Origin of the sequence: Microbacterium bovistercoris (genome assembly GCF_003387575.1) — a bacterium.
In the GTDB taxonomy this organism is placed as follows: domain Bacteria; phylum Actinomycetota; class Actinomycetes; order Actinomycetales; family Microbacteriaceae; genus Microbacterium; species Microbacterium bovistercoris.
The window spans coordinates 126,112-139,963 of record NZ_QUAB01000048.1 but is presented as its reverse complement, the minus strand read 5'-3'; the positions used below and the strand labels follow the sequence as shown (position 1 = coordinate 139,963).

At 70.0% G+C, this 13,852-nt stretch carries 16 protein-coding genes; 4 read left to right on the top strand and 12 right to left on the bottom strand.

Annotation, left to right across the window (positions count from 1 at the left end; translation table 11 throughout):
- Positions 1–6: 6 nt before the first annotated feature.
- The 7 genes from DY023_RS16775 to DY023_RS16745 all read right to left on the bottom strand — a co-directional run bounded on the left by DY023_RS16775 (position 7) and on the right by DY023_RS16745 (position 5,503).
- Positions 7–594 (bottom strand): nitroreductase family protein, encoded by a 588-nt coding sequence (locus tag DY023_RS16775; RefSeq protein WP_116243487.1) that lies wholly within the window; start codon positions 592–594, stop codon positions 7–9.
- 147 nt (positions 595–741) lie between these two features.
- Positions 742–1,833, bottom strand: coding sequence for an ABC transporter permease (locus tag DY023_RS16770; RefSeq protein WP_116243486.1), 1,092 nt, complete (start codon positions 1,831–1,833; stop codon positions 742–744).
- Positions 1,830–2,726: an ABC transporter ATP-binding protein gene (locus tag DY023_RS16765; protein ID WP_116243485.1), complete on the bottom strand. Its 897-nt coding sequence runs from the start codon at positions 2,724–2,726 to the stop codon at positions 1,830–1,832. The genes DY023_RS16770 and DY023_RS16765 overlap by 4 nt, the downstream gene beginning before the upstream one ends.
- Before the next feature lie 88 nt (positions 2,727–2,814).
- Positions 2,815–3,231, bottom strand: a complete 417-nt coding sequence (locus DY023_RS16760) for a type II toxin-antitoxin system VapC family toxin (RefSeq protein ID WP_116243484.1) — start codon at positions 3,229–3,231, stop codon at positions 2,815–2,817.
- Entirely contained in the window at positions 3,228–3,503 is a 276-nt protein-coding gene (locus DY023_RS16755) for an AbrB/MazE/SpoVT family DNA-binding domain-containing protein (protein ID WP_245958758.1), read from the bottom strand. Before DY023_RS16755 ends, DY023_RS16760 begins: the two co-directional genes overlap by 4 nt.
- Positions 3,504–3,578: 75 nt before the next feature.
- Complete coding sequence (locus DY023_RS16750; protein ID WP_116243483.1) at positions 3,579–4,259, bottom strand: response regulator; 681 nt, start codon at positions 4,257–4,259, stop codon at positions 3,579–3,581.
- The gene (locus DY023_RS16745; RefSeq protein ID WP_181905886.1) at positions 4,256–5,503 is read right to left on the bottom strand and encodes a sensor histidine kinase; all 1,248 of its coding nucleotides are present in this window, start codon (positions 5,501–5,503) and stop codon (positions 4,256–4,258) included. Before DY023_RS16745 ends, DY023_RS16750 begins: the two co-directional genes overlap by 4 nt.
- Positions 5,504–5,575: 72 nt before the next feature.
- Between DY023_RS16745 and DY023_RS16740 the strand changes: the two genes are divergently transcribed.
- From DY023_RS16740 to DY023_RS16725, 4 genes are all read left to right on the top strand, one after another.
- A complete protein-coding gene (locus tag DY023_RS16740) occupies positions 5,576–6,748 on the top strand; it encodes an MFS transporter (RefSeq protein ID WP_342771006.1) in 1,173 nt (390 codons plus the stop codon).
- 68 nt (positions 6,749–6,816) lie between these two features.
- Entirely contained in the window at positions 6,817–7,260 is a 444-nt protein-coding gene (locus DY023_RS16735) for a VOC family protein (RefSeq protein ID WP_181905885.1), read from the top strand.
- Between the two features lies 1 nt (position 7,261).
- Positions 7,262–7,951, top strand: coding sequence for a winged helix-turn-helix transcriptional regulator (locus DY023_RS16730; RefSeq protein WP_116243479.1), 690 nt, complete (start codon positions 7,262–7,264; stop codon positions 7,949–7,951).
- Positions 7,948–8,571: a dihydrofolate reductase family protein gene (locus DY023_RS16725; protein WP_116243478.1), complete on the top strand. Its 624-nt coding sequence runs from the start codon at positions 7,948–7,950 to the stop codon at positions 8,569–8,571. The genes DY023_RS16730 and DY023_RS16725 overlap by 4 nt, the downstream gene beginning before the upstream one ends.
- A 1-nt stretch (position 8,572) precedes the next feature.
- Here DY023_RS16725 and DY023_RS16720 read toward each other — a convergent pair whose 3' ends face one another.
- The 5 genes from DY023_RS16720 to DY023_RS16700 form a co-directional block, all read right to left on the bottom strand.
- Positions 8,573–9,382 carry a Cof-type HAD-IIB family hydrolase gene (locus tag DY023_RS16720; RefSeq protein ID WP_116243477.1) on the bottom strand — a complete coding sequence of 270 codons (810 nt, stop codon included), beginning with the start codon at positions 9,380–9,382 and terminating at the stop codon, positions 8,573–8,575.
- Between the two features lie 40 nt (positions 9,383–9,422).
- Positions 9,423–10,268 (bottom strand): exodeoxyribonuclease III, encoded by an 846-nt coding sequence (locus DY023_RS16715; RefSeq protein WP_116243476.1) that lies wholly within the window; start codon positions 10,266–10,268, stop codon positions 9,423–9,425.
- Positions 10,269–10,542: 274 nt separating this feature from the next.
- A complete protein-coding gene (locus DY023_RS16710) occupies positions 10,543–12,720 on the bottom strand; it encodes a malate synthase G (protein WP_116243475.1) in 2,178 nt (725 codons plus the stop codon).
- Positions 12,717–13,148, bottom strand: coding sequence for a GlcG/HbpS family heme-binding protein (locus DY023_RS16705; protein ID WP_116243474.1), 432 nt, complete (start codon positions 13,146–13,148; stop codon positions 12,717–12,719). Before DY023_RS16705 ends, DY023_RS16710 begins: the two co-directional genes overlap by 4 nt.
- A 154-nt stretch (positions 13,149–13,302) precedes the next feature.
- The gene (locus DY023_RS16700; RefSeq protein WP_116243473.1) at positions 13,303–13,839 is read right to left on the bottom strand and encodes a YbhB/YbcL family Raf kinase inhibitor-like protein; all 537 of its coding nucleotides are present in this window, start codon (positions 13,837–13,839) and stop codon (positions 13,303–13,305) included.
- Positions 13,840–13,852 lie beyond the last annotated feature (13 nt).

The window sequence follows — 13,852 nt, the reverse complement described above, 5'->3', positions numbered from 1 at the left end:
CAGGGGTCAGGCGCTGAGCAGCACCGTCTCGTCGAGCGGGCGACGCACGCGCGGGGCGACCTCGCGCTCCTGCAGCGGCTCGGGCAGCGCGCTCACGTCGCCGAACTCGCCGAGGGCGATCACGGTGGTGGGCGCGAAGCGCTCCTCGAGGTCCGCGAACTCGCGGATCTGCTCGGCGACGAAGCCGCTCATCTGGTGCACGACGAGACCGTCGTGGTGGGCCTGCACCGAGAGGTGCGCGACGGCCTGACCGAGGTCGTAGACCGCGTGGGGGATCGGGGTGCCCTGCGCGTCGGCGGTCTCGGCGACGGCGACGAGCAGCACTGCGGCGTTGCCGGCCCATGCCTGGTTGAACCCCATCAAGGCGGCGTGGATCTGCTCGTGCAGCGCCGTGCCGCGGCGCGCGACGATGAAGCGCCAGGGCTGGGTGTTGTTGGCGGACGGCGTCCAGCGGGCCGCCTCGAGCGCCGACGCCAGCTTGCCCTCGTCGATCGGGGCGGTGGCGTCGAAGGCGCGGGGGCTCCAGCGATCGGCGAGCACGTCGAGGACGGGGTGCTCGGTGGGTGCGGTGCGGTCGGCGGTGGCGGTGGTCATCGGGGTCCTTCGGGGTGGCGATCTCCGCGGTACCCCCTTGTCCGCGCTCAGCACACTGTAACCCATGCGGCTGAATGGATATTCCGAGCTGGACATGCGGATGCCCCGGAGCAGCGCTCCGGGGCATCCGTCCTCCGGTCGCCCGGATCAGCCCCGAAGGGCCTCCCCGAGCTTCACGCGTGCCCCCATCCGCAGCAGCGAGTTCTCATAGATCTTCGCGGCGACGAGGATCGCGGCGATGCACGTCGCGATCAGGATCACGAGCGAGAGCAGCGGCTCCCACCACTGCGCCTCGCCGACGAACAGCCGCACCGGCATCGCCACCGGGGCCGAGAACGGCACGTAGGACAGGACCGTCATCACCACGGGGTTGTCGTTGAAGAAGATCACCAGGAAGTACGGCGCCATCACCAGCATGATCAGCGGCATGGTCGTCGAGCCGATGTCCTCCTGTCGCGAGACCATCGAGGCTGCAGCGGCGTAGAGCGAGGCCAGCAGGACGAACCCGAACAGGAAGAACACCGCGAACCACAGGATCGGCGCGCCGATGCCGCCGAGCACCTCGTTCTGCCCGGTGATGATCAGCCCGACGACGGCGATCGCCGCGAGCAGCAGGATCTGCGCCATGGCGAGCACGGTATTGCCGATCACCTTGCCGGCAAGCAGCGCGCGGGTCGGGATGGCCGAGATCAGCAGCTCCACGACACGGGTGGACTTCTCCTCCACCACGCTCTGCGCGATCGTGCCGCCGAACGTGGACGCCGCCATCAGGAAGATCACGCCGAACCCGATCGCCACCAGGTAGCGGATCAGGGGGTTGGTCCCGGCCGGTTCCAGGATCACGACCTGCGGGGACTTCGACAGCGCGCCGACGAGCGACTGCGGGGCGTCCTGCCTGGCCAGCACCACGAAGCCGAAGCCGTCGTCCTCACCGGGCACGACCGCGGCCTTGACCTCGTCGGCCTTCACCAGCTTCTCGGCCTCGGCGCGATCCGCCACCTCGACGACCTTCACGTTCGGCAGGGCGGAGACGACGGCCGAGGTCTGCGAAGTCACGGCGATCTCGTCGGGAGTGGGCGACTTGCTCGCGAATCCGCCGATCAGCACGCCCGCGAGCGCGATCAGCAGCAGGATGCCGGTCGAGATCATGAACGCCTTGCTGCGCAGCTTCGACGAGATCTCGCGCTCGGCGACGAGCCAGACGGCGGATGTCGTGGATGCCGGTGCGGGGGTGCTCATGAGATGACCTCCTTGAAGATCTGGGCGAGAGACGGATGCTGCGGCGTGAAGCTCGTGACCGCACCGCGCTCGACGGCGGTGCGCAGTACGCGCTGTGCGGTCTCCGCGCTGTCGACGTCGAACACGGCGTCGCCGCCCTCGAAGTCGACGACGGTGACGCCGGGCTCGGCGCGCAGCCATCCGGCATCCGCCGAGGTGGCGAGCTCGTAGCGCGGCGCGGAGTGCGCGGCGCGCAGAGCGTCGCGGGAGCCGGCCGCGCGGATGGTGCCGCCCGCGATGATGACGAGGTCGTCGCAGAGCCGCTCGACCACATCGAGCTGGTGGGAGGAGAACAGGATGGCGGCGCCCTGCGCCGCGCGCGCCTGCAGGACTCCGGCGACGACGTCGACCGCGAGCGGGTCCAGACCCGAGAACGGCTCGTCGAGGATGAGCACCTCGGGATCGTGCACGAGGGCGGCGGCGATCTGAGCGCGCTGCTGATTGCCCAGCGAGAGCGACTCGATGAGATCGTTCAGGCGCTCTCCCAGGCCGAGCTCGGTCAGCAGCGCGGTGGCGCGGGCCGTGGCATCCGCCTTGTCGAAGCCGTGCAGCCGGGCGAGGTAGACGACCTGCTCGAGCACCTTCATCTTGGGGTACAGCCCGCGCTCCTCGGGCATGTAACCGAAACCGCGCCGGTCGGCGGTCGAGACGGGCGCTCCTCCCAGCGATACGGTGCCGCCGTCCGGGGCGAGCACACCGAGGATGATGCGCATCGTGGTGGTCTTCCCCGCGCCGTTGCCGCCGACGAAGCCGGTGAGCCGCCCGGGGGCGACGTCGAAGCCGATGTCGTCGAGCACGCGCCGCGAGCCGTAGCTCTTGGTGATGCCCTCGAGATGGAGCGTTCCTGTTCGCATGCCTCAACGCTATTGACGGCGGCTGCCGCCGGGCATCCCCCGCGCGGCGGATACTGCGGCATCCGCCTGCCGGGGGAACGGCGCCGGGTCAGGCGTCGAGCAGGCGCCAGCCGAGGCGACGGGATGCGCCCCGGTCGAATGTGAACGTGTCGGTCGTCCCGAACATCCGCATCGTCGCGTTGATGAGTGCGTCGGCGAAATCTGCGCCCTCGGCGGCGAGCTGCAGCGCTTCGACGACCGATTCGCCGTCGTCGAATTCGAGGACCTCGGTGCGCATGAGCCGTCGGATCACCTCGAGGCTCTCCTCGCGTGACAGGCTCGCCGTGCGCGACAGCACCCAGTAGACCTCCGCGAGCGTGAGCTGCGTGATGAATCCTCGGCGGTTCGGACCGAGCCCGCGGAAGAACTCATCGGCGGCCGCTGACTGCCGGGGGTCATCGCGCAAGACTGCGCGCAGGATCACGTTGGTGTCGATGCCGATGAGCTCGAGCTCGTTGGCATTCACTCGGAGCTCCGGGTCTCGATTCCGCGCATGCCGCTGGCCGCCCCACCCTCGGCGATGGCCTCATTCATCTCTTCGATCGTCATCGTGGGCCGATTCGGGTCGTGCAGCATTCCGAGGAAATCGTCGACTGTGCCGGTTCGTGGCGACAGCGCGTACTCGCCGCTGGGCAGTTTGACGAACATCACCTTGGATCCCGCGACCAGGCGGAGATCATCCCGGATCTCCTTCGGCATCGTGAACTGGCCTTTGCTTGTCATGGTGGCGCTGGGCATGACTGCTCCTTCCTGTCTTTCAAGCATGAACCCGGAAAGGGCAATGGTCAAGAGTAAGGGAATCGAGACTCTGCCTTACGTCAGCCCGTGCCGGTGCGCGAGCACGACGGCCTGCACGCGATCGCGGGCGCCGAGCTTCTGCAGGATGCGCGACACGTGCGTCTTCACGGTCGCCTCACCGATGTACAGCGCCGTCGCGATCTCGCCGTTGCTGCGGGCATCCGCCATCAGGGCCAGCACCTCGGCCTCGCGCTCGGTGAGCGGCTCGGCGAGGACGCGGGTGTCCACCACGCGCACAGGGCCCGGCCCTGCCGGGGTGGCGGAGCCTGTCGGGGCGTGCGAGAACCGGGTCAGCACGCGTCGGGTCACCTCGGGCGCGAGCATTCCGTCGCCGGCGGCGAGCGCGCGCACGGCGGTGAGCAGCTCCTCGGGACCGGCGTTCTTCAGCAGGAATCCGCTCGCGCCGGCATCCAGCGCGTCGAAGAGGTAGTCGTCGCGATCGAAGGTCGTCACGATCACGACGGCGGATGCCACGGCCGGATCGGCGACGATGCGGCGCGTCGCTTCGAGGCCGTCCATGTCGGGCATCTGCACGTCCATCGTGATCACGTCGGGCTGCAGAGCGGATGCCGCGGTGACGGCCTCGGCGCCGGTAGACGCCTCTCCCACGACCTCGATGTCGGGCTGCGTGCCGAGGATCGTGCGGAACCCCGCACGCAGCATGGCGTGGTCGTCGACCAGGAGCACCCGGATCATCGCGTCCCCTCCAGCACTCGCAGCGGCACGTTCGCCCGTACCCGGAATCCGCCCTGCGGGCGAGGGGCGAGCTCGATCGTGCCGCCCGAGGCGTGCGCGCGCTCGCGCATGCCGAGCTGGCCGAGACCCGGGCGCAGGGCGGTGATCGTGCGTCCGGTGTTGACGACCTCCAGCTCCACGGCATCCGGTTCGTACCGCACGCGCACGTCGGCCGTCGCGCCGACGCCGGCGTGCCGTCGTGCGTTCGTGAGCGCCTCCTGGGCGATCCGGTACAGATTCACGGACACCACGTCGGGCACGTCGACGGGGTCGCCGATGACCGTGTACGCGGTCGGGAGCCCGGCATCCGTCGACGACGAGGCGAGCTGCGCGATGTCGTCCAGCGTGTGGGTGGACGCGGGGTCGTCGGTCTCGCCGCCGGGGGCGCGCAGGGTCTCCAGCAGCTGCCGGAAGTCGCCGATCGCGGCCCGGGACGCCTCTTCGATTCCTCCGAGAATCCGCTTCGCCTGTTCGGGGTCCTGGTCGACCAGCAGCCGGGCGGCCCCCGCCTGCACGCCCATCACGGAGACGTGGTGCGCGACGACGTCGTGCAGCTCGCGGGCGATCCGCACCCTGTCCAGCGCGACGGCCTGCGCGGCGGAGACCTCCCGCTCGGCCTCGAGCTCCGCGGTGCGGCGGGCGAGGGTGTCGCGCTCCTGCGCGGCCAGCCAGGACCGCTCGCCGAAGTAGTACGCCCCGCCGAAGTAGAGCACGTTCACGAGCAGGTTCAGCATCATCATCGCCACGTAGGGCGAGAACAGGCCGGCCGCGACATCCGCCTTCTCGGCCTCCTGGATGGCGTCGCGGTACATCACGATGATCAGCCAGACGAACATGCCGAGGATGATGCCCACGCGCACGTACACGGCGCCGCGCCGATCGTTCATCCACGCGCCGACCGTGTAGAGCGCGATGAACATGGCGATGTTGCCGACGTACATCTCGGGGATGCGCAGCGTGACGGCGACGAAGTACGCGACCGAGACGACGATCGCGACGGTGGCCGGATACCGGCGGCGCAGGGCGAGCGGAGCGGTGACGATCACGACGTACGGGAGCGCAGTCCAGAGATCGGCCTGCGCGTCGCCGTAGATCCCGGCGATGGAGCTCAGCGCGGCGCTGAGGATTCCGCCGACGAACAGCACGCCGGCGAGCAGCAGGTCGCCGCGCCGGTTGCGCTCTGAGGGGGTTCGGGTGAACGACATGGTTCCCACGCTAGGGGGGATGCCGGTCGTGCAGCATCCCCCGCGAGGCGGATGCCGGTGCGAGAATCGAGCGTGACCAGACCGCGGCTCGCGCCCCTGTATCTCGCCGGCTTCACCACCGCCTTCGGGGCGCACGGCATCGCGGCGGCGCTCGGCGCCGAGACCGGGGACATCGGCTGGACGCTGCTGGCGTTCGGGCTGACGCTCGCGCTGTACGACCTCGCCGAGGTGCTGCTGAAGCCGGTCTTCGGCGCACTCAGCGACCGGATCGGCGTGCGACCGGTGATCGTCGGCGGGCTGCTCGCCTTCGCCGCGTTCTCGGTGGTGGGCGCGCTGCTCCCCGGCACGGTCGGACTGATCGTGGCGCGGTTCGGGCAGGGGGCCGCGGCATCCGCGTTCTCGCCCGCGTCGTCGTCGGCGGTCGCGCGCCTGACGGACGACTCGTCGAGGGGAAGGTACTTCGGCCGGTACGGCTCGTGGAAGAGCCTCGGCTACGCGCTCGGACCGCTGATCGGCGCGGTGCTGGTCGCCTGGTCTGGGCTGCCGGCCCTGTTCTGGGCCCTCGCCGCGCTGGGGCTCGCGGCCGCCGGATGGGTGCTGCTCGCCGTTCCGTCGGTGCCGGTGCTGCCGCGCAGGCGGGTGACCCTCGCCGACCTCGGCCGCGAACTCACCGCCCCGGGGTTCCTGCTGCCGACCCTCGTGCTGGCCGCGTCGACCGGTGCGCTCGCCGTCGCGGTCGGCTTCCTCCCGCTGCTCGGGCGGCAGCTCGGCATCGGCACGATCGGAAGCATGGCGCTGGTCACCGTGCTCGCCGTGTGCTCGAGCGTCGCGCAGCCGCTCGTCGGCGCCTGGCACGACAGAGGGCGGATGCCGGTGCGCGCCGGCGCCGCGGGAGGGCTGGCGCTGATCGCGGTGGGCGTCGCGCTCGCCGCGGCGGCCGCGTTCGCGGCATCCGTCTCGTGGTTCGCGATCGCCGGACTGGTGGCATCCGCTCTTCTCGTCGGCGCCGGCGTCGGGATGGCGACGCCGGTCGCCTTCTCGTATCTGGCCGCATCGACTCCTGCCGACCGGATGGGCCGCACGATGGGCAGTGCCGAGCTCGGCCGCGAGCTCGGGGATGCCGGCGGACCGCTCGTCGCCGGAGCGGTGGGTGCGGCATCCGTGCCGGGCGTGGGTCTGGCCGTCGTCGCGGGCCTGACCGCCGGCGCCGGTGTGTTCGCGGCGGTGGGTCTGCGCCGGAGGTGACACTTGCTATTGACAAGCGTGGTTGTTTTTTGCAAGCTTGATGCATCATCACTGACAGAGGAGTCATCATGACCAAGGTCTTCGTCAACCTGCCCACCGCCGACCTCGAGCGTGCCAAGGCGTTCTACACGGCGCTGGGGTGCGACATCAGCCCCGAGTTCACCGACGAGAACGCCGCCTGCATCGTGTGGAGCGACGACATCTACTTCATGGTGATCACCCGCGAGCACTTCGCGACCTTCACCGACAAGCCGATCGCCGACCCGAATGAGACCCTGCAGGTCTCGACCGCGTTCTCGATGGACTCCCGCGAGGAGGTCGACGTCGTCCTCGCCAAGGGCCTCGCCGCCGGCGGCGTCGAGCCCAAGCCCGCCCAGGACTACGGCTTCATGTACTCCCGCGACCTCGACGACCCCGACGGCAACTCCCTCGGGTTCCTGTTCATGGAGCCCGCCGCCGTCGAGGTGGGGCCCGACGCGTATCTGGCCTCGCAGGCGGACGCATCGGCCTGAGATGGCGGCGCGCAGCTACGGCCAGTACTGCGGAGTCACGACGGCCGTCGAGCTGGTGGGGGAGCGGTGGGCGATGCTCATCATCCGCGATCTGCTCGTCGGCCCTCGGCGCTACACCGACTTGAAGCAGGGATTGCCGCGCATCCCCACCAACATCCTGTCCACCCGGCTGAAGGAGCTGCAGGAGGGTGGGGTGGTGCGGCGCGTGCCGTTGCTGAACTGCGGGCTGGTCTACGAGCTGACGCCGTACGGAAAGGCGCTCGAGCCGATCATGCTCGCCCTCGGCCGATGGGGGTTCCAGGCGATGGGCGATCCGGACGAGGGTGACGTGGTCACCGCCGACTCGCTCACCATGGCGTTGCGGACGTCGTTCCAGGACGGGGCGGACGACCTCGACGTCGAGCTGCACGTCGGAGACGTCGCGCTGCGCGCGCAGGTCTCCGGGGGCGAGCTCATCGTGGCCCAGCTCGCGCCGCCGGCCCCGCCTGTCGGCGGCCGGCTCCCCGACGGCGAGGCGGATGCGGTGATCGTCGCAGGACCGGGCATCCGCCGACTCATCGCGGGGGAGGTGACCGCCGCCGAGGCGGTCGCCCAGGACCTCGTCGCCATGGTGCGCGGCGACGAGCGGATGCTGGAGCTGTTCGCATCCGCCTTCCACATCGCACCGATACCGATGGGAGTTCTCTCATGACCGGACGCATCATCATCGACCTGTTCACCACGCTCGACGGCGTCGCCCAGGCGCCGGGCGGACCCGAGGAGGATCCCTCCGACGGCTTCGTCTTCGGCGGCTGGCAGGCGCCGCTGCCGAGCGAGGCCGTCGGGCGCAGCGTCGACAAGGGGTTCGAGACCCTCGACGCGCTGCTGCTCGGCAGGCGCACCTACGACATCTTCGCCGGGTACTGGCCGCAGCACACCACGGGCCCGGAGGGGTACATCGGGCAGCTGTTCGACCGGGTGCCCAAGTACGTCGCCTCGCGGGATGCCGGGATCGAGCTGGACTGGCAGGGGTCGACGAGGGTCGGTGACGACCTGCGGGCCGAGATCGCCGCGATGCGCGAGAAGCACCGGGACGTGCACGTGATCGGCAGCATCGATTTCGTGCAGACCCTGCTCGCCGAGAAGCTCTACGACGAGCTGCAGCTGTGGGTGTACCCGGTCGTGCTCGGGCAGGGCAAGAAGGTGTTCCCCGACGGTGCGGCGCCCGGGAACATGCAGCTGCTGAGCGCCGAATCCGGTGACGGCGGGGTGCTGCTGCTGCGCTACGCACCGGATTCGGGTGAGGTGCGCACGGGCACGATGGGGGAGTAGCTCAGCCCGCCAGCATCCGCTCGATCACGACGGCGACGCCGTCGTCGACATTCGACGGCGCGTGCTCGTCGGCGGCATCGCGCACGGCCGGCTCGGCGTTCGCCATCGCGACGCCGCGGCCGGCCCAGCGCAGCAGCTCGAGGTCGTTCAGGGCGTCGCCGAAGGCGATCACCTCCGAGCGGTCGATGCCCAGGTGCGTGCACAACTGCGCGACGCCGGTCGCCTTGGTGACGCCCTCGGCCATCACCTCGACGAACGGCGCTCCCGACAGCGTCGCCTCGAACCCGGTCAGCCCGAGGGCCTGCAGGGCGGCGAAGATCTCCGGGATCGGCACAGACGGATGCCGGATCACGAGCTTCAGGCTCGGCTCGCCGAGCACGGACTCGAGCGGCACGCCGCCCATCGTCGCGGGGTCGCGCTTGTGATCGCTGAGGTCGGCGAGCTCGGCATAGCCGTGCTGCGCGACGAAGGCCTCGCCGGCGTCGCGCACGCTCGCGTAGACGAGGTCGGGGATGACCGCTCCGAGCGCCTCGGCCAGCTGCTGCTGCACCGGCGCCGGGATCTCCTCGGCGAACAGGTGCTCGCCGGTGGTCAGGTGCACGCCGTAGGCGCCGTTGCCGCACAGCGCCCAGTCGTCGAAGCCGGCGCCTGACGCGATCATCCGCAGGCCGATCGGCTGGCGTGCGGTCACCGGCACCGTGCGGATGCCGGCGGCTCGAGCGGCATCCAGGGCGGCCCGCGTGCGTGCGGAGACGGTGCTCTGCTCGTTCAGCAGCGTGCCGTCGAGGTCGGTCGCGATCAGTCTGAACATCGGTCCCTGGGTCTGTCGAAGGGCTGAGCCTGACGAAGGGTCAGGCGAAGATCATCGGCAGGTCGTCGTCGTCCTCTGCGCCGCCGAGGTCGAGGTCGACGACCACCGGAACGTGATCGCTGGGCTGCTCGCCCTTGCGCTCGTTGCGGTGGATGGTCGCACCGGTCACGGCATCGGCGAACGGCTTGGAACCGAGGACGAAGTCGATGCGGATGCCCTCGTTGCGCGGGAACTTCAGGCGCTGGTAGTCCCAGTAGGTGAAGCCCTCGGGGATGAGCGGGCGCACGACATCGGTGACGCCGGCCGACTCGAGCGCGAAGAACGCGGCGCGCTCCTCCGGCGAGACGTGCGTGGAGCGGCCGACGACGATGTCGGGGTCGCCGTTGTCCGCATCGAACGGGATGATGTTGAAGTCGCCGACCAGGGCGAGGGGGCGGTCGGGGTTCGCCGCGATGTCGGCGGCGGTCGCCTCGCGCAGCGCGTCCAGCCAGTGCAGCTTGTAGGCCAGGTGCGGGTCGCCGAGCGCGCGGCCGTTGGGCACGTACAGGCTCCACACCCGCACGCCGCCGACGGTCGCACCGAGGGCGCGGGCCTCGAGCGGAGCATCCGGCCCCTCGTGGCCCTTCGCGAAGCCGGGCATCCCGGCGAAGTGCGTCTCGACGTCGGTGATCGGCTCGCGGCTGATGATCGCGACGCCGTTCCACTGGTTCAGGCCGTGCGCCTCGACGTGGTAGCCGGCGTCCTCGAACGGCCCGTACGGGAACTGCTCGGGCTTGCACTTGATCTCCTGGAGCGCGAGCACATCGATGTCTTCGCGCACCACGAAGTCGACGGCGCGGCTCACGCGCGTGCGGATCGAGTTGATGTTCCAGGTGGCCAGACGCATAAGGTCAAGCCTACGGGCGGGGGCGGACACGGATCGTCGACCGCCGCTCGCCTACAGGTCGCACTTCGGCTCGTTTCGCGGTGTCCCGCATCATTCGAGTCGCAGTTCGTCTCGGAATGACGGTACGAGAGCGGGACGAAGTGCGACCCGAACGTCGGTGGAGCAGGGACACCGGGACGAATCGCGACCCGGATGGAGGGTGGTGGCGCCAGCGCGCAGAGATGCAGGAGGGGCGGATGCTGTGCAGCATCCGCCCCTCCGTCGTTCACGTCGCTCAGCGCGCGGCGATCTCGGCCTTCTTCTCGCGGCGCAGGCCGTGCAGCAGCGGCTCGGTGTAGCCGCTGGGCTGCGCGGCGCCCTCGACGATCAGGCGGCGGGCCGCGGTGTACGCGATGCCCGGCTTCTCACCGTCGGCGAACGCGAGCTTCTCGTAGTTCGGGTCGCCGGCGTTCTGCGCGTCGACCACGACCGCGAGGCGGCGCAGGCTGTCGTCGATCTGCTCCTCGGTGATCACGCCGTGGGTCAGCCAGTTGGCCAGCAGTTGGCTGGAGATGCGCAGCGTGGCGCGGTCCTCCATCAGCCCGACGTCGTGGATGTCCGGCACCTTGGAGACGCCGATGCCCTGGTCGATCCAGCGCACGACGTAGCCGAGGATCGACTGCACGTTGTTGTCGATCTCGGTGGCGACGACCTCGTCCGTCAGGTCGCCCTCAGCCGCGAGCGGCGGCACCAGCAGTGCGTCGAGCGCCTCCTCGCCGACCGGCGGCAGGGTCGCGCGCACGGCGAACGGGTTCACCTGGTGGTAGTGCAGCGCGTGCAGCGTGCCGGCCGTCGGCGACGGTACCCATGCGGTCGAAGCACCGGACTGTGGGTGCGCGATCTTCTTCTCGAGCATGTCGTGCATGAGGTCGGGCTCGGCCCACATGCCCTTGCCGATCTGCGCGCGGCCGTCGAGACCGGATGCCAGGCCGATGGCCACGTTGCGGTCCTCGTAGGCCTTCATGAACGGCTGCTGCTTGATCTGCGCCTTCGGCAGGAACGGACCGGCGTGCAGCGAGGTGTGGATCTCGTCGCCGGTGCGGTCCAGGAAGCCGGTGTTGATGAACACGACGCGGTCGGACGCCGCGGCGATCGAGGCGGCGAGGTTCGCCGAGGTGCGGCGCTCCTCGTCCATGATGCCGACCTTCATGGTGCGTGCGGGCAGGCCGAGCAGCTCCTCGACGCGGCCGAACAGATCGGCCGCGAACGCGACCTCCTCCGGGCCGTGCATCTTCGGCTTCACGATGTACATCGAGCCGGTGCGCGAGTTGGCGCCCTTGTTCGGGCCCTCCAGCTCGGGCAGCGAGCCCAGCGCGGTCATGATCGCGTCGACGATGCCCTCGAAGACCTCGTCGCCGTTGCGGTCCAGCACGGCAGGGGTGCGCATCAGGTGGCCGACGTTGCGGATGAACAGCACGGCGCGGCCGGGCAGGATCACCTCGCCGCCGTCGGCGGTGCGGTAGACACGGTCGGGGTTCAGCGCACGGGTGAAGGTGCGACCGCCCTTGGTGACGCTCTCGGTGAGGGTGCCGTCCATGAACCCGCGCCAGTTGCGGTAGCCGAGCGCCTTGTCGTCGCCGTCGACGGCGGCGACGGAGTCCTCGAGGTCGAGGATCGTGGTGATGGCGGACTCCAGGATGATGTCCTGCACGCCGGCGGCATCCGTCGTGCCGATGCGGCCCGCGCGGTCGATGACGATCTCAGCGTGCAGGCCGTTGTGCACCAGCAGGATGCCGGTGGGGGCATCCGCTTCGCCGGTGAAACCGACGAACACGGCAGGGGTGGCGAGGCGGCGGTCGCCGCCCTCGGTCTGCACGACCAGGCCGTCCGCGTCGACGCGGTAGCCCGTGGCATCCGTGTGCGATCCCTCGGTGAGCGGGGCGATCTCGTCGAGGAACTGCCGTCCGCGCGCGACGACGGCGGCGGCGCGGGTGAAATTGAACTCCTTGCCCGGGGCCAGCTCACCGGTCTGGTCGATGGCGTCGGTGCCGTACAGGGCGTCGTAGAGCGAACCCCAGCGGGCGTTCGCGGCGTTGATGGCGAACCGGGCGTTCAGCAGCGGCACGACCAGCTGGGGACCTGCCATCGTGGCGATCTCGGGGTCGACGTCCTCGGTGGTGACCGTGACGTCTGAGGGGACCGGCACCAGATAGCCGATCTCGTTCAGCAGTGCGCGATAGGCGTCCTTGTCGGGAACGCCCGGATTCGCCTTGTGGAACGCGTCGATGCGCTCCTGCAGCTCGGCGCGCTTGGCGAGCAGGGCGGCGTTGCGGGGGACGAGGTCGTGCACGATCGCACTCGCTCCGGCCCAGAACGCGTCGACGTCGCGACCGGACTCGGCGAGCGACGCCTCAGCGAACTCGACGATCGGCGCGGCGACCGAGAGGTCTGCGCGGGTGAGATGCGAGGTCATATTTCCATTCCTTCTGTACGTGCGCCGAGGCGCGTGAGGGTCTCGATGGCGATCGCGGCATCCACCGCGGGCGGGCCGCCGGCGATGCCGAGGCCGCCGACGTGCTGGTCGTCGAAGACGATCGGCACGCCTCCGTCGATCGTGGTCAGTGCGCCGCCCGTTCCGAGCGGCAGGGTGGTTGCGAGGGCATCCGGGATCTGCGCGGTGCGGCGCCGTACGGATGCCGCGGTCGCGGCCTTGCGACGGCTCGTCTCGGCGCTGTGCGGGGTGGCCTCGTCGGCCATTCCGTAGGCGATCAGGGTCATCGACGGATCGGCCACGGCGGCCACGACGCGCACGTCGTGCTCAGCGCCGACCTCCATGGCGATGGCGATCGCTCGTGCCGCCGTCTCGTAGGTGATCGCGGCGGTCTGACGGTGGGTGGACATCGGTGTCTCCTCATTTCCTTGGCCGTCAAGAATTCACATAGCGAAACTGGAGTATCGCATGATGGAAGTATATGTCTTGATGTCAAGAAAAGTCCAGTGCCCTCCCAGTGCACGCCGAACACCGCCTCCGGTGTGGCGCGTGCGGACCTGCGCGTCAGCGCTCGGCGGGGTCGGCCGTGCCGATCAGCACACCGCGGGCGAGGCAGTGGAAGTGCCGGTTGAAGCCCAGGTAGGCGGGCGTCTCGTCGCCGTCCAGGTCGATCGCCTCGACGTCGAGCGCATCCACGACGAAGAAATAGCGGTGGACACCGGTTCCGGGCGGGGGAGCGGCGCCGATGTAGCGCTGCAGTCTGGCCTCGTTCGGCAGCACGACGGCGCCGGCCGGCAGGGATGCGGCATCCCCGTCTCCCGCGTCCAGCGACCTCAGGTCGGCGGGCAGGTTGCCGACGGCCCAGTGCCAGAAGCCCGATCCGGTCGGGGCATCCGGATCGAAGCAGGAGATCGCGATGCTCTTCGTGCCCGCCGGCGGCTGCGACCACCGCAGGGTCGGATGCCGGTCCTCACCGCCTCGGCTGGCGGACCAGGCCGACACGGGCACCGGACCGCCGGCCTCGAAGTCCGGGCTGGTCAGTTCGAGCGGGGCGACGGGGCGCAGCTCTGCGAGAGCGGCGTACGGATCGTAAGAGAACATGGAGGACCTCCTC